We start from the raw sequence: 16814 nt of genomic DNA, 5'->3' as shown, positions 1-16814 counted from the left end.
GTCACGGGACGGGACACCAAGGCTCGTCGCTTACTGTTGAACCTCGTGCCCGGTAGGACTATCCGCTTCGTAGCCATCATCGCGGGCCTCGTCGGCATTGTGCTGTGCGCGCTGGCGCCGCTGCTGCCGGTGCGGCAGAGCACCGCGGCGATCCAGTGGCCGCAGGCCGTCGGCGCCGACGGTTTCGTCGGTGATGTGACCGCCCCGCTGGTGTCGGGTGCGCCGCGCTCGCTGAACGTGACGATCCCGTGTGCGGCCATCGCCACGCTGCCCGCCGACGGCGGTCTGGTGTTCTCGACCATCCCGCCGGGCGGTATCGACGCCGGCCGCAACGGGCTGTTCGTCAACGCCAACGCCGACGTCGTCTACGTCGCCTTCCGCGATACCGTCGCCGCGGTCGCCCCGCGTGACGCGGTGAACGCCGGAGCCTGCGGTGAGCTGCGGGTGTGGGCCGATGTACTGACCGTCGGCGCCGACTTCGTCGGTATCGACGGTGCGACGGGCACCCTGCCCGTCGACAAACGCCCGCAGGTCGCCGGCATGTTCACCGATCTGCAGGTGGGCCTCGATGCCGGGCTGACCGCCCGGGTGGACATCGACACCCGATTCATCACCAGCCCGACGGCCCTGAAGCTGGCCGTCATGGTGCTCGGCGCAGCCTGTGTGCTGGCTTCGATCGTGGCGCTGGCGCTGCTGGACCGAACCGCCGGCCGTCGACCGCCCCCGGCGACCCGGCGTCGCACCGGCTGGGGGACCTGGCTGGCCGATGTCGGTGTGGTGGGCTCGCTGCTGATCTGGCACATCGTCGGCCCACAATCCTCCGATGACGGCTACAACCTGACCATCGCGCGGGTGTCCGGCGAGGCCGGCTACATCACCAACTACTACCGGTACTTCGGCGCCACGGAGGCCCCGTTCGACTGGTACCAGAGCGTGCTGGCGCATCTGGCCTCGATCAGCACCGCCGGCGTCTGGATGCGGTTGCCGGCCACCCTGGCCGCCATCGGCACCTGGCTGCTCCTCAGTCACGTCGTGCTGCCCCGGCTCGGTGCGCGGCTGGCCCGCAACCGGGTCGCGGTGTGGACCGGTGGCGCGGTGTTCCTGGCCGCCTGGCTGCCGTTCAACAACGGGCTGCGTCCCGAGCCGCTGATCGCCTTCGGCGTGGTGCTGGTGTGGGTGCTGGTCGAACTGACCGTGGGCCGGCGGGTGCTGTGGCCGACGGCGGTGGCCATCATCGTCGCGGTATTCAGCGTGACGCTCGCCCCGCAGGGTCTGATTGCGATCGCCCCGCTGCTGGTGGGCGCACGGGCCATCACCCGGGTGGTCGCCGAGCGCCGTGCCACCATGGGGCTGGCCGCCCAGCTCGCCCCGTTGGGTGCGGCCGCCGCGGTGATCTTCGTGGTGGTATTCCGTGATCAGACGCTGGCCACCGTCGCCGAGGCGGCCCGCATCAAGTACACGGTCGGCCCGACGATCGCCTGGTACCAGGAATTCTTGCGGTACTACTTCCTGACCGTCGAGGACAGCGTCGACGGTTCGATGACCCGACGCTTCACCGTGCTGATCCTGCTGCTGTGCCTGTTCGGCCTGCTGATGGTGCTGCTGCGCCGCGGCACCGTGCCCGGCGCGGTGAACGGTCCGGTGTGGCGGCTGGTCGGGACCACCGGCATCGGACTGCTGCTGCTGACGTTCACCCCGACCAAGTGGGCCATCCAGTTCGGCGCATTTGCCGGCCTGGCCGGGGCGCTGGGCACGGTGACCGCGTTCGCGCTGGCCCGGGTCGGCCTGCACAGCCGGCGCAACCTGGCGCTGTACGTGACCGCACTGCTGTTCGTGCTCGCCTGGGCGACATCCGGGATCAACGGCTGGTTCTACAACGGCAATTACGGGGTGCCCTGGTTCGACAAGCAGCCGGTGATCATGAGCTACCCGGTGACCACCATCTTCCTGGTGCTGGCCATCGCCGGCGGCCTGCTCACCGCGTGGCTGCACTTCCGCATCGACTACGCCGGGCATACCGAGGTCGCCGACACCGGCCGCAACCGGGCGCTGGCCTCGACGCCGCTGCTGGTGGTCGCGGTGATCATGGTGGTGCTCGAACTCGGGTCGATGGTCAAGGCCACCGTCGGGCGGTATCCCGTCTACACGATCGGCGAGTCGAACCTGTCTGCGTTGCGGTCCGGCCTGTCCGGTGACAGCTGCGCCATGGCCGATCACGTGCTGGTCGAGGCCGATACAAATGCCGGTATGTTGCAACCCGTTCCGGGACAGACCTACGGGGAGTTCGGCCCACTCGGCGGCGAGGATCCGGTCGGATTCACCCCCAACGGGGTCAGTGACTCGCTGGACCCGCCGGAGCCGGTCGCAGCCAACCCCGGCACCCCCAACTCCGACGGCCCGGTCGACAAGCCCAATGTCGGCGTCGGCTATGCCGCAGGCACCGGCGGTGGGTACGGCCCCGAGGGCGTCAACGGCTCGCGGGTGTTCCTGCCGTTCGGCCTGGACCCCGACCGCACCCCGGTGATGGGCAGCTTCGACGAGAACACCCTTGCCGCCGAAGCGACTTCGGCCTGGTATCAGCTGCCGCCCCGCACACCGGACCGGCCGCTGGTGACCGTCGCCGCCGCCGGCGCCATCTGGTGGTACAACGAGGACGGTTCGTTCAACTACGGTCAATCGCTGAAGTTGCAGTGGGGTGTGCACTCCCCAGATGGCTCGTACCAGGCGCTCAACGAGGTTCAGCCGATCGACACCTTTGCCCAGAATGCCTGGCGCAACCTGCGTTTCCCGTTGGCCACCGCACCGCCGGAGGCCAATGTGGCGCGTATCGTCGCCGACGATCCGAACCTGTCCGAAGATCAGTGGTTCGCGTTCACCCCGCCGCGGGTGCCGGTGCTGCAGACCGCGCAGCAATATCTGGGGACGCAGACCCCGGTGCTGATGGACATCGCCACCGCATCGAACTTCCCGTGCCAGCGGCCGTTCGCCGAGCATCTGGGCGTGGCCGAGTTGCCGGAGTACCGGATCCTGCCGGATTTCAAGCCGATGGTGGTGTCCTCCAACCAGTGGCAGTCCGCTCAGGACGGTGGGCCGTTCCTGTTCATCCAGGCGCTGCTGCGGACAGCGACGGTGCCGTCGTATCTGCGTGATGACTGGTACCGCGACTGGGGTTCGATCGAGCGCTATATCCGGGTGGTGCCGGCTGACGACGCGCCCGACGCGGAGATCGAGGAAGGAACTGCGAACGTGTACGGCTGGAGTCGCGGCGGACCGATCAGGGCGCTGCCGTGAACGGCACATCAAGAACTGCCGTGAGTGACGTGAAGACAGCCCGCTGGGTCGCGGCGATCGCCGGGCTGCTCGGATTCGTGATGGCGGTCGCGGTCCCACTGCTACCGGTCAACCAGACCACGGCAACGCTGAACTGGCCGCAGAACGGTCAGCTGAACAACGTCACCGCACCGCTGATCTCACAGGCTCCGGTGAGCCTGACCGCGACCGTGCCGTGCTCGCTGATCGCCGAGCTACCCGCCGACGGCGGCCTGGTGATGGGCACCGCGCCGGCCGAGGGCCGTGACGCGGCGCTGAACGCGATGCTGGTCAACGTTTCCGAGGACAGAGTGGACGTCATCGTCCGAAATGTCGTGGTGGCCAGCGTGGAACGCGACCGACTGGCCGGGTGTTCGAACATCGAGATCACCTCGAACCACGACGGCACCTACGCCGATTTTGTCGGACTCACCCAGGAGGACGGTAGCCCGCAGCGCACCGGCTTCGGCGACCCCAACCTGCGTCCGGCCATCGTCGGGGTGTTCACCGACCTGACCGGCCCGGCACCGGCGGGGTTGTCGCTGTCGGCCGATATCGACACCCGGTTCACCACCCAGCCGACGCCGCTGAAACTCGCCGCGATCGTCCTGGCGATCCTGTCGACGTTCATTGCGCTGCTTGCCCTCTGGCGACTGGACCGGCTCGACGGCCGCCGCATGCAACACCTGATCCCGACCCGCTGGCGGACCCTGACCGCCGTCGACGGTGTCGTGATCGGCGGCTTCGGGCTCTGGTACGTCATCGGCGCCAACTCGTCGGACGACGGTTACATCCTGCAGATGGCCCGCGTCGCCGAACACGCCGGCTACATGTCGAACTACTTCCGCTGGTTCGGCAGCCCCGAGGACCCGTTCGGCTGGTACTACAACCTGCTGGCGCTGATGTCGCAGGTGAGCACCGCCAGCATCTGGATGCGGCTGCCCGACCTGGTCTGCGCGCTGATCTGTTGGCTGCTGCTGTCCCGCGAGGTGCTGCCCCGGTTGGGGCCCGCCGTCATCGCCAGCAGGCCCGCGCTGTGGGCTGCCGGTCTGGTGCTGCTCGGTGCCTGGATGCCGTTCAACAACGGTCTGCGCCCCGAGGGGCAGATCGCGACCGGTGCGCTGATCACCTACGTGTTGATCGAACGCGCCGTCACCTCCGGCCGATTGACGCCTGCGGCGCTGGCGATCGTCACCGCCGCGTTCACCCTGGGTATCCAGCCCACCGGCCTGATCGCGGTGGCGGCCTTGGTCGCCGGTGGCCGCCCGATCCTGCGCATCATCATGCGGCGTCGAGCCGGCGTCGGACTGCTACCGCTGCTGGCTCCACTGCTGGCCGCGGGAACGGTGATCCTCGCGGTGGTGATGGCCGACCAGACGCTGGCGACGGTGTTGGAGGCCACCAGGATTCGCACCGCCATCGGCCCCAGCCAGGAGTGGTACACGGAGAATCTGCGGTACTACTACCTGATCCTGCCGACTGTCGACGGCGCCATCTCGCGCCGGTTCGCGTTCATGTTCACCGCACTGGCACTGTTCCCCGCGCTGTTCATGATGTTGCGCCGCAAGCGGATCTCCGGCATCGCCCGCGGCCCGGCGTGGCGGCTGATGGGCATCATCTTCGCCACGATCTTCTTCCTGATGTTCACCCCCACCAAGTGGGTGCACCACTTCGGGCTGTTCGCCGCGGTGGCCGCCGCGATGGCGGCCTTGACCACGGTGATGGTGTCGCGGACGGTGCTGCGTTCGGCACGCAACCGGATGGCGTTCCTGGCCTTGGTGTTCTTCGTCCTGGCGCTGTGTTTCGCTTCCACCAACGGCTGGTGGTACGTCTCCAATTTCGGTGTGCCGTTCAACAGTTCGGTGCCCAAGATCGCAGGTGTCTCGATCAGCACCATGTTCTTCGCGCTGTTCGTCATCGCAGCGCTGTGGGCATTCTGGCTGCACGTGTCGGGCAAGCCGGGATCACGTCTGGTCGACCGGCTGACGGCCGCACCGATTCCGATCGCTGCCGGGTTCATGGTGCTGATCTTTGTGGCCTCCCAAGCCATCGGCGTGGTACGCCAGTACCCCACCTACTCCAACGGCTGGGCCAACATCCGCGCCTTCGCCGGCGGCTGTGGAATGGCCGATGACGTTCTGGTAGAGCCGGATTCGAACGCCGGTTTCCTGAACGCGCTACCGGGCCGGTACGGTCCGCTGGGCCCGCTTGGCGGGGCCGGTGCCCCCGGTTTCACCCCCGATGGTGTCCCGGAGCGGATCATCGCCGAGGCGATCCGGCTGAACTTCTCCCAACCCGGGACCGACTACGACTGGCTGGCGCCGGAGCAGCTGTCCCGGCCCGGTGTCAACGGATCCCGGGTGCCGCTGCCCTACGGGCTGGATCCTGCGCGGGTACCGATCGCGGGGACCTACTCCACCGGCGTCCAGCAGGAGGCCCGGCTGGCCTCGGCGTGGTACGAGTTGCCCGCCACCGACGATGCGCATCCGCTCGTGGTCGTGACTGCCGCGGGCACCATCACCGGCACCAGCGTGGCCAAGGGATTGACCACCGGCCAGACCGTCCAGCTGGAGTACGCGACTGCGGGTCCCGACGGCACCCCGGTGCCGGCCGGCCGGGTCGATCCCTATGACATCGGTCCCACGCCGTCCTGGCGCAACCTGCGCTACCCGCGTGCGCAGATCCCCGACAATGCTGTGGCCGTCCGGATCGTCGCCGAGGATCTCTCACTGGGACAGGGTGATTGGGTCGCGGTCACACCGCCCCGGGTACCCGAGCTCCGTTCGGTTCAGGAGTATGTCGGATCCACCCAACCGGTGCTGCTGGACTGGGCTGTCGGCCTGGCGTTCCCGTGCCAGCAGCCGATGCTGCACGCCAACGGTGTCACCGAGGTACCGAAGTTCCGTATCTCGCCGGACTACTTCGCCAAGCTGCAGAGCACCGACACCTGGCAGCAAGGAACCGAAGGCGGCCTGTTGGGCATCACCGACCTGCTGCTGCGGGCCTCGGTGATGTCGACCTACCTGTCCCAGGACTGGGGTCAGGACTGGGGCTCGTTGCGCCGTTTCGACACCATCGTCGACGCGCAGCCCGCCGAGATCGAGCTGGGTACCAGTACCCACTCCGGGCTGTACTCCCCCGGTGAGATCCGGATCGGGCCGTGAGCGTGCAACTCGGTGACGCCGTCATCACCCGGGTGGTCGAGACGTCGTTCGCACCGAGATTCGGGCTGCTCACCCAGACGCCGGCACAGGCCTGGGCGGATCACACCGAGCTGCTGTCGCCGACGTTCGTCGATCTGGACGCCGGGACCTGGCGGGTGATCATCCAGACCTGGGTGATCGACGTCGACGGGCTGCGCATCCTGATCGACACCGGGGTCGGCAACGGGCGGGACCGGCCGGCGATCCCGGTGCTCGACCACCTCGACACCGGGTTCCTGACGGCGCTGCAGGATGCCGGTGTGCATCCCGACAGTGTCGACGTCGTGGTCAACACCCATCTGCACAGTGATCACGTCGGATGGAACACCCGGGCCGGCGATTCGGGCTGGGTACCGACCTTCCCGAATGCCCGATATCTGATGCCGGAGGCCGACTTCCGCTACTTCGGACCGGACGGCGCCGGTTGTGATGCCGCGGCACGCATCGTGTTCGACGACAGTGTGGCACCCGTGCACGCGGCCGGTCAGGTCGAATTGTTCATCGGCGAGCACCAATTGAGCGAATCGGTGTGGCTGCGGCCCGCCGCGGGGCACACCCCCGGGTCATCGGTGCTGTGGTGTGATGCCGGCGCACCCGCGGTGTTCGTCGGCGACCTGACCCACTGCGCCATCCAGATTCCGCGCCCGACGGACACGTGTGCCTTCGACTGCAATGCCGCCGAGGCCACCGCGACCCGCAAGCGGGTGTTCACCGAGGCCGCCCGCCGCCACGCCACCGTCATCCCGGCGCACTATCCCGGCCACGGCGGGGCAACGCTGGTGGCGCGCGGTGATGCATTCGGTGTGGACGACTGGCTGGACCTGCCGCCGATCTAGCTCGACTTGTCGTTGGCGGTGGGGTCGGCGTTCTCCTGCTCGATATCGCGTTCGCAGTCGGCCGACGATTTCCCGGTCTGTTCGACGCACACCTGCACCGGTGCCTCGTCCGCCGATACCCCGGCCGGATGGGCTATATCGCCCTTGTACAGCGACCACAGCGGCTCCCCCGAGGACGACAGCCGGGCACAGTAGGCCTGATCCCCGCTCGGGGTGACACCCGCGGCCCCCAGCGTCGCGCAGTCCGCACCGACCACCACGACCGGCAGTGCCGGGCCGGCGGCGGTCGGGGTGCGCCCATCCCGCTCGAACAGGAACAGCGCCGACGCCACCGCGGCGATCGCGATCAGTGAGGCCGCCAACGCCAGCACGGTCAGCAGCCGGCCCCGAGACCGCGGCGCGGCATCGGGCCGGGCATGCCGCGGCCCCGCGGCGGCGCGGGCCGCCATCGTGGCCTCCGGATCCTCGGAGAATTCCACGCCGGTGCGATTGGCCAGCGCCCTGGCGAAATCCACACAGCGGTCGAAGCGGGCGGCAGGCGATTTCGCCAGCGCCTTGTCGAAGGCACCGCCCATATCCGACAGATCCGGCCGCCGCTCGGCGATGGACGGCGGCCGGGCGGTCAGGTGCTGGCTGATGACGATCGCGGCATTGGAATGCTGGAACGGCGGATTGCCGGTGAGCAACTGATATGCGGTAGCCGCCAATGCGTACTGATCGGCCCGGCCGTCGATGGTGTCCTCGCCCGTCAGCTGCTCGGGTGCCGAGTAGAAGACGGTGCCGACCGTCATGTTGGTGCCGGTGAGATTACTGGCCTCACCGATCCGCCGCGCTATCCCGAAGTCCGAGAGCATGATCCGCTCATGTGGTGTCTCGGGCTCGCTGATCAGGATGTTGGCGGGTTTGACATCGCGGTGCAGCAGGCCCCGCTCGTGCGCATAATCCAGTGCCTGGCCGACGGCGGTCACGATGCGGACCACCAGGGCCGGGGGCATCCCGTGCGGATACCGTTCCCGGAGCAGTACCGCGGTATCGGTGCCCTCGACGTAGTCCATCGAGATCCACAACCGGCCGTCGTGTTCACCGCGGTCGTGTACCTCGACGATGTGCGGGTGCCACAGCCCGGCCGCGATATCGGCCTCCCGGCTGAACCGTTCCCGGTACTCGCTGTCGGCGCAGACATCAGCCGACAACACCTTCAACGCATCGTTGCGGGGCAGGCGGGGATGGGCGACCTGATACACCTCACCCATGCCGCCGGCACCCAACATCCGCACGATGGTGTAGCCGGCGATCACCTCGCCGTTACTCAGCGGCATTGGTGAATCCTAGACGGCGCCGCCAGTCAAGGCCGGACATACACGACCCGGGTACCGAACACAATGTCCTGCAACGACCTTCGTCGGCGATCCAGGACGACCCAGAGCAGGCCGACCGGGAACAGCACACATACCACCGCCCGTAGCAGCGCCACCACCGGTGCCGTCCGACCACCGCGGCGCCCGACGACACGTAGTCCCATGAAGGCGGCGCCGACGGTGCAACCCGACACCGCCCAGCACCCGGTCAGATACAGCACCGCGACGCTGAACATGACCGCGGTGGAGAAGATGATGTTGACCGTCGGCAGGCTGAACGAGGACGGGTTGAACATCAGCCGGGCGAGGATCAGGCCCACGTAGAGCCCGCCGAGCACGATCCCGACCACCACGAGATCCAGGACCGCGGCGACGCCACGGCTGACGATGCCTGCCCCTCGCGCCGGTTCGGACACCGCGGCGGGCCGCGCAGATCTCACTGCGGATCCCGGCCGAGCAGCCGGTCGACAAATCCGGACACCAGGTCATCGGCACGTTCGCCCTGAGTGCGGACATCGGTCATCACCTCGGCGGTCACCGAATCGGTGGACTGCCGGATGATGGCGGGCAGATCGATACCGTCGACGACCTCGTCGGCCAACCCGACCAGGTCCAGCCGTTCGCGGGCCAACTTGTTCAGATCGAGCTGGTCCAGGATCGTGTCGATACCGGCGGCCAGGACGCGCTCACCGCGGACCGCCAGATCCGCACGCCCGCGGCGCAGCCAGCCCCCGACCAGCGGCAGCCGTTCGGCGCCGCGGTAGACCGCCGCGACACCGTCGGCTGCGGTGGCGGCGGCGCCGAGGGCGACGGTGACGACCAGCGGAGGTTCGGACACCGTTGCATCGTAGAACTCATCGACCTTCGTACTGCCTGATGGCGGCGGCACAGTTGCGTTCGTCGAGCTGCGCCTGGTGCATGCACACCCGCACCTGCGCCTCGAACGGACCCGCCGGAGCCGGCACCGGCGCCTGCAGGTCCACCTGCCGCCACGACCAGACCTGCAGGCCGTAGTCCGGGAATGCCACGCAGTACACGGGTCGGTCGTCGTAGGTCCGTTCCTCGGCACCCAACGTCTCGCACCGGGCGCCGATCGGAACGATGTCCCAGGCGTCCCTGCGGTCCTGCTCGTTCGCGATCCACAGATGGATCCCCATTCCGGCGACGAACACCGCCATCAAGATCCACCCCATGATCTTGACGCCCGGGTGCTCGTCGGCGTCGTCCACCTACAGCGGCGTCAGGCCGTGCTTGCGCAGCACTTTCTTGACCGGCTGCTTGTCCCGCAGCAGCCGCAGCGACTGCCGGATCAGCAGCCGGGTCTGGTGTGGCTCGATGACACCGTCGATGTAGCCACGCTCGGCGGCGATCCACGGGGTTGCCAGGTTGGCGTTGTAGCCCTCGATGAAATCGGCCCGGATCTTCTGCACCTCCGGCGCGGTCGGGTCGGGGAAACGCTTGACCAGCAGTTGTGCGGCGCCCTCGGCACCGATCACCGCGATACGGGCGGTCGGCCACGCGTAGTTCAGGTCCGCCGAGAGCTGCTTGGAACCCATCACCGCGTATCCGCCGCCGTACGCCTTGCGGATGATGATCGTCACCTTGGGGACATCGGCCTCGACGATGGCGTTGAAGAACCGGCCACCGCGTTTGATGATGCCGCCCTTCTCCTCCTCGACACCGGGCATGGCGCCCGGGGTGTCGACGACGAACACCAGCGGCAGGTTGAACGAGTCGCAGAACCGGATGAATCCGGCGGCCTTGTCGGAGGCCTCGTTGCCGACCGCCCCGGACATGTGCATCGGCTGGTTGGCGATCACACCCACCGGACGTCCGTCGACGCGGGCGAAGGCGGTGATCATCGACGGGCTGCGCTGTTCGGCGATCTCGAAGATGTCACCGTCGTCGAAGATCCGCAGCAGGATCTCGTGCATGTCGTAACCCATGTTGTCCGAGTCCGGCACGATGCTGTCGAGTTCCAGGTCGTGCGCGGTGATCTCGGGCTCCAGGCCCGGGTTGACGATCGGTGCGTCGTCGAAGTGGTTGGGCGGCAGGAAGCTCAGGTAGTCACGGACGTACTGGTACGCCGCGGACTCGGATTCCACCACCTTGTGGATGTTGCCGCGCTGGGCCTGCACATCGGCGCCACCGAGTTCGTCGAAGCTGACGTCCTCACCGGTCACGTCCTTGATGACGTCGGGACCGGTGATGAACATGTAGCCCTGATCACGCACGGCGACAACAAGATCGGTCTGGATGGGCGAGTACACGGCACCGCCGGCACACTTGCCGAAGATCAGCGAGATCTCGGGGACCAGTCCGCGCAGCATCTCGTGCCGGCGGCCGAGCTCGGCGTACCACGCCAATGACGTCGCGGTGTCCTGGATACGGGCACCGGCCGAGTCGTTGATCCCGATGATCGGGCAGCCGACCATGGCCACCCACTCCATCAGCTTGGCGACCTTGCGGCCGAACATCTCGCCGACCGAGCCCTGGAACACCGTCTGGTCGTGGCTGAACACACCGACCGGGCGGCCGTCGATGGTGCCGTGACCGGTGACCACACCGTCGCCGAAGAACGCATTCGGATCACCCGGGGTCTTGGCCAGCGCACCGATCTCCAGGAAGCTGCCCGGGTCCAGTAGCGCATGGATGCGAGCCCGGGCCGACGGGATGCCCTTCTTGTCGCGCCGGGCCTTGGCCTTCTCGTCACCGGGATCCTTGGCCAGCTCCAGCTTTTCGCGAAGTTCGGCCAGCAATTCCGCTGTGGTCTTGTTGCTCACTTGCTCTCGCTCTCGATGCGGTTGATCGCTTCGCTCATGTGCGCGCCGACCTTGGCGATGATCGGTTCGTCGATGGCCTGGATGTGCTCGCCGCCGATCTGCACGACCTCCAGATCCGAGACCGCCTCACCCCAGCCGCCGTCGGGTTGCCGAGTGGCGTAGGCGGGTTCGAAGACGATGGCGTCATCGTGGTAGCGGTCGGCCATGTAGAGCGTGACGTGCCCGTCGTAGGGCCGCAGCTCGATGGTGTCGAGCGCCCGGTTGTCCAGATAGGAGGTGCGCTGGTGCTCGATGATGCCACCGGGGATCTGCACCCCGCTCTCACCGACGATGTCCAGCACGTAGCGCACCTGGCCCTCGTCGTCGAGCTTCTCCAGCTCCTCGTACGGGATCTCGGGGATCTCGACGTTGAACGTGCGCTCGGCGAAGCGGGCGTATCGGTCCCACCGGGCCCGCATCCCGGCCTGGGTCTGGTCGATCGGCACTCCGGGGCGCACACAGTCGATCAGGCCGACGAAGCGCACGTCGGCGCCGGACTGCTTCAGCCCGATGGCGCAGGCGTAGGCCAGTGCCCCACCGAGCGACCAGCCCGCCAGCACGAACGGACCCTTGTGCAGTTCGAGCAGTTTGGGCACGTATTCGGCGGCCCGCTCCTCGATGGATCCCTCGACACGTTCGATGCCGTACACCGGGATGTCCGCGGGCAGTCGCTTGATCAGCGGCTCGTAGACCACCGTCGACCCGCCTGCGGGATGGAAAACGAAGAGCGGTACGGCGTTTCCGTCACCGGTCGGCGGGCGCAGCGTCCGGACGAACCCGTCGACCACACCGTCCTCGAGCTGATCGCGGACGTGGGTGGCCAGTGCCTCGATGGTCTTGGCTGCCGTCACCTGCTCCACGCCGATGTGCCCCTCGGCGCGTTCGGACAGTCGGGTGGCCAGCTTGGCCGCGGTATCGGCGTCGACCGACGGCAATTCGTTGAAGATGCCGCCCGGCGACTTGCCGGTGACGATCGCCCAGGTGGCGAAGGTGACACGTTCGGCGGCATCACGCGGCGGGACGTCGGCGCCGAGCGCCTCGGTGACGGCCTCCTGCGTGAGCACCTTGGCCGCGGCAGCCGCAGCGGTGGCGTTCTTCTTGGCCGGGCCGCTCGGATCTGTCGGCGGCGGCGGGATCTCGATGCCCACCTCGGCCAGCGATTCCGCGGTGGTCTCGGCCGCGTCTTCCCTGTCCCCCAACGGATGACCCGCCTCGGCCAGCTTGGCCTCCAGTTCGGCGACCGTGGTGGCCCCACCCATCAGCTCGGCCTGGGACGCCGCGATCTCCTCGGCGGTCTGCCCCTTCTGCGCCTCGGCCAGTTCACCGACCTCGTCACGATGCTCGATCGCGTACTGGATCAGCTTCTCCACCGCGTACAGGTTGGCGTCCCGTACCGCGGTCAGCTGAATGGGCGGCAGGTCGAAGTCGTATTCGACGCGGTTCTTGATGCGCACGGCCATCAACGAATCCAGGCCCAGCTCGATCAGCGGCACCTCCCACGGCAGGTCCTCGGGTTCGTAACCCATGGCACTGCCGACGATGGTGCCCAGGCGCTGGGCCACGGTCTCACCGGATTCCGGGCTCCACTTGGCAAAGCCCGCGCCGAGATTGGCCCCGGCGGTCAGGTTGTCGGCCTCGAACGCAGGCGTGTCCTCCGGCTCTTCGACGGCGACCGGCGCCGCCTCGATCTGGGCGACGGTGCCCGCGCCGACCGCGGTGGGCAGCGTGGTCTGCTGACCGGCCCGGGTCACGATGGCGTCGTAGACCAGGGTGAACGATTCATCGATACGCGCGTGCACCTGCACCGCAGCACCACCGGGATGCCGGGTCAGTGTGGTCACCAGCCGCGCGTTGTCGGCCGGCACCGCCCGCTGCTCGGAGGCCGTCAGCACCGCATCGGGAAGCACCTGTGCGGCAGCGGCTTTCACCAGGCCGGCCAGATCGGCAGCACCGTCGGGGGCGTACTCCCAGACGTGCCGGCCGTCCGGGGTGGCCACATGGGTACCCGGCATGACGACCGAGCTGTCACCGGTGAACCGGGCATCCAGCCAGTGCTGCTTGCGCTTGAACCGGGTGAGCGGGATATCGGCGAAGTCCAGCGCCCCGGCCAGTCCGCCCGAGGTGCGCGGGAACAGCGAACGCGGGTCCAGATCGTGGCCGTGCACGTAGAGGTGCGCCATGGCCGTGACCATGGAGTCGACCTCGTCCTGCTTGCGGGCCAGGGTCGCCACCAGCTGGGCATCATGGAGACCTGCGGCAGCCGTCGTCAATCCCACCTGCATGAGCGCCACCGGATTCGGAGCCAGCTCCAGGAAGGTGGTGTGTCCGTTGTCGACCGCGTTGCGGATGCCGTGGGTGAAGTAGACGCTGTGCCGCAGCCCCTTCTTCCAGTAGTCGACATCGTGGATCGGTTCGGCACCGGCGCGGAGGAACTTGCCCTCGTGCACGGTGGAGAAGTAGCCGGTCTGCAATGCCAGCGCCTCGATACCCTGCAGTTCGGCCGACAGCTCACCGAGCAGCGGGTCCATCTGCTGAGTGTGGCTGGCTCCCTTGGTCTGCAGCTTGCGGGCGAACTTGCCCTCGGCCTCGGCGCGGGCCACGATCGCGTCGATCTGCTCGGGCGGACCACCGATGACGGTCTGGGTCGGTGCGGCATAGACGCACACCTCCAGGCCCGGGTAATCGGCGAAGACGGTCTTGATCTCCTCAGCCGAGTACTCGACCAGGGCCATCAACCGGATGTACTCACCGAACAGCATCGCCTCACCCTCACCCATCAGGTGGGCGCGCGAGCAGATGGTGCGGGTGGCATCGGCCAGCGACAAACCGCCGGAGAAGTACGCCGCCGCGGCCTCACCGAGCGACTGACCCACCACCGCACCGGGTTTGGCCCCGTGGTGACGCAGCAGCTCCCCGAGTGCGATCTGCAGCGCGAAGATGACCGTCTGCACGACCTCGATGGGGTACTCGCAGGTCTCTGCCGTGTAGTCGATCGCGTCGTCGAGGATCAGCTCGACCACCGAGTAACCGCGCTCGTCCTGGATGAGGGCGTCGACCTTGTTGATCCACTCCGCGAACACATCGTCGCGCAGGTACAGGTCCTTGCCCATCTTGCGGTGCTGCGCACCGAACCCGGCGAAAACCCACACCGGTCCGCTGGTGACCGGCCCGTCGGCGGCCAGCACCATCGGGCTCTGCTTGCCCTCGGCGATATAGCGCAGACCCTTGACGGCCTCGTCGTGATCGTGGGCCAGCACGACCGCGCGAGAGCGGCCGTGGTTGCGGCGCGACAGCGACCGGCCGATCGACTCCAGCGAGGCGGCCCGGCCGGCCTCGCTGTCGATCCAGTCGGCCAACTCCGCGGCGGCAGCGCGCTTGCGCGATGTCAGGAATCCGGAGATGAACAGCGGCACAATGGGCTTCACCGGTTCGGCTGCGGCGATCGCGGCGCGGCCCTCGTCGATCAGGCGCTGGGCCTCATCGGTCAGCCCCGGCAGCTCGTAGTTGCCCTCGTCGTAGGCGGGGTACTCCGGCTCATCTTCGACAAACTCGCCGTACTCATCCATCCGCTTGCCACCGAGACTGGATTCTTCGGCAGCCGACTTCTCCTCGGCGACAGGCGCTTCCGGCTCGGGTTCGACCAGATCGGTCGGCAGCACCTCGCGCAGCACCAGGTGCGCGTTGGCTCCACCGAAACCGAAGCCGGACACACCGGCGATGGCGTGCCCGCTGTAACGCGGCCAGTCGCTGACGGTGTTGTTGACCTTGAGGTGTTCCTTGTCGAAATCGATGTACGGGTTGGGGCCCGCGTAGTTGATCGACGGCGGCAGCTTGTCATGCCGCAGCGACAGCGCCATCTTGGCAAGGCTGGCCGCACCGGCGGCCGACTCCAGATGGCCCACATTGGATTTCACCGCACCCAGCAGTGCGGGCTTGTCGTCGGCGCGGCCCAGGCCGACCACCCGACCCAGCGCGTCCGCCTCGATCGGATCACCGAGGATGGTGCCGGTGCCGTGCGCCTCGATGTAGTCGACATCGCGCGGGTTGATACCGGCGTCCTTGTAAGCCTTGCGCAGCACGGCTTCCTGGGCGTCCGGGTTGGGCGCCAGCATGCCGTTGGAGCGTCCATCGTGGTTGACCGCGCTGCCGGCGATGACGGCGATGATGTCGTCGCCGTCGCGCCGTGCGTCGGAGACCCGCTTGAGCACCAGGATGCCGCCGCCCTCGGAGCGGGCGTAACCGTTGGCGTCCGAGGAGAACGACTTGCACCGGCCGTCCGGGGCCAGCACACCGCCGACCTCATCGAAACCGATGGTGACCAACGGGGTCACCATCGCGTTCACCCCACCGACGACGGCGACGTCGATCTCGCCGGTGCGCAGGGCGCGCACACCCTGGTGCGCGGCGACCAGCGAGGAGGAGCAGGCGGTGTCGATGGATTCGGACGGCCCGCGGAAGTCGAAGAAGTAGGACACCCGGTTGGCGATGATGGAGCTCGTGGTGCCGGTGATGGCATACGGGTGCGCGGTCGTCGGATCCGCGACGGCCAGGAACATATAGTCGTTGTTCGAACTACCCACGTACACACCGACATCGCCGCCGCGCAGGCTCGACGCCGGGATGCGGGCATGCTCCAGGGCTTCCCAGGTCAGCTCGAGGGCCATCCGCTGCTGCGGATCGATGTTGTCGGCTTCCATCTTCGACAGCGCGAAGAACTCGGAGTCGAAACCCTTGATATCGGACAGGTAGCCGCCGCGGGTGTGCGCCTTGGCGACACGCTCGGCGATGCGGGGCTCACCGAGGAACTCCGACCAGCGACCTTCGGGCAGATCGGAACTCGCGTCACGCCCCTCCAGCAGCGCTTCCCACATCTGGTCCGCGCTGTTCATCTCACCGGGGAACCGGGTCGCGATACCGACGATCGCAATGTCCTCGACCCCGGGCGCACGGGTCCAGTCCTCGTCGGCGTTCAACTCGGGCTCGGGCTCACCCTCGATGATGACGGTGGCCAGCGCCTCGATGGTGGGGTTGCGGAACACCACGGTGGCGGTCAGCGTGACACCGGTCAGGTCCTCGATGTCACTGGCCATCGCCACCGCGTCACGCGAGGACAATCCCAGCTCGACGACCGGTGCCGACTCGTTGATCGAGTCCGCCGACTGGCCGGTCGCGTTGGCGACCCAGTTGCGCAGCCATTCGCGCATCTCGGCGACCGTCATGTCGCCCCGGGCCGGTGAATTATCTTGCGCTTCAGTCATTTTCACTGTTCACTTTCGCCGCACTGCG

The 16814-nt window shown here is 67.8% G+C and carries 9 protein-coding genes; 3 read left to right on the top strand and 6 right to left on the bottom strand.

Annotation, left to right across the window (positions count from 1 at the left end):
- The first annotated feature begins 45 nt into the window (after positions 1-45).
- The 3 genes from ACLBYA_RS28395 to ACLBYA_RS28385 all read left to right on the top strand — a co-directional run bounded on the left by ACLBYA_RS28395 (position 46) and on the right by ACLBYA_RS28385 (position 7348).
- Positions 46-3291 (top strand): arabinosyltransferase domain-containing protein, encoded by a 3246-nt coding sequence (locus tag ACLBYA_RS28395; RefSeq protein WP_447712819.1) that lies wholly within the window; start codon positions 46-48, stop codon positions 3289-3291.
- An 80-nt stretch (positions 3292-3371) separates the two neighbouring features.
- Complete coding sequence (locus ACLBYA_RS28390; RefSeq protein WP_447712831.1) at positions 3372-6473, top strand: arabinosyltransferase domain-containing protein; 3102 nt, start codon at positions 3372-3374, stop codon at positions 6471-6473.
- Complete coding sequence (locus ACLBYA_RS28385) at positions 6470-7348, top strand: MBL fold metallo-hydrolase (RefSeq protein ID WP_447712818.1); 879 nt, start codon at positions 6470-6472, stop codon at positions 7346-7348. Before ACLBYA_RS28390 ends, ACLBYA_RS28385 begins: the two co-directional genes overlap by 4 nt.
- Here ACLBYA_RS28385 and ACLBYA_RS28380 read toward each other — a convergent pair.
- The 6 genes from ACLBYA_RS28380 to pks13 are packed head-to-tail and all read right to left on the bottom strand — an operon-like array spanning position 7345 to position 16786.
- Complete coding sequence (locus tag ACLBYA_RS28380; RefSeq protein WP_447712817.1) at positions 7345-8667, bottom strand: serine/threonine-protein kinase; 1323 nt, start codon at positions 8665-8667, stop codon at positions 7345-7347. The genes ACLBYA_RS28385 and ACLBYA_RS28380 overlap by 4 nt on opposite strands.
- A gap of 26 nt (positions 8668-8693) precedes the next feature.
- The gene (locus tag ACLBYA_RS28375; RefSeq protein WP_447712816.1) at positions 8694-9146 is read right to left on the bottom strand and encodes an RDD family protein; all 453 of its coding nucleotides are present in this window, start codon (positions 9144-9146) and stop codon (positions 8694-8696) included.
- A complete protein-coding gene (locus ACLBYA_RS28370) occupies positions 9143-9544 on the bottom strand; it encodes a hypothetical protein (protein WP_447712815.1) in 402 nt (133 codons plus the stop codon). The genes ACLBYA_RS28375 and ACLBYA_RS28370 overlap by 4 nt, the downstream gene beginning before the upstream one ends.
- A 16-nt stretch (positions 9545-9560) precedes the next feature.
- The gene (locus tag ACLBYA_RS28365) at positions 9561-9935 is read right to left on the bottom strand and encodes a hypothetical protein (RefSeq protein WP_447712814.1); all 375 of its coding nucleotides are present in this window, start codon (positions 9933-9935) and stop codon (positions 9561-9563) included.
- A complete protein-coding gene (locus ACLBYA_RS28360; RefSeq protein ID WP_447712813.1) occupies positions 9936-11489 on the bottom strand; it encodes an acyl-CoA carboxylase subunit beta in 1554 nt (517 codons plus the stop codon).
- Positions 11486-16786 (bottom strand): polyketide synthase Pks13, encoded by a 5301-nt coding sequence (gene pks13 / locus ACLBYA_RS28355; protein WP_447712812.1) that lies wholly within the window; start codon positions 16784-16786, stop codon positions 11486-11488. The genes ACLBYA_RS28360 and pks13 overlap by 4 nt, the downstream gene beginning before the upstream one ends.
- Between the last annotated feature and the right edge of the window lie 28 nt (positions 16787-16814).

This window comes from Mycobacterium sp. C31M, assembly GCF_053345865.1.
This window is presented reverse-complemented; position numbering and strand designations above follow the sequence as displayed.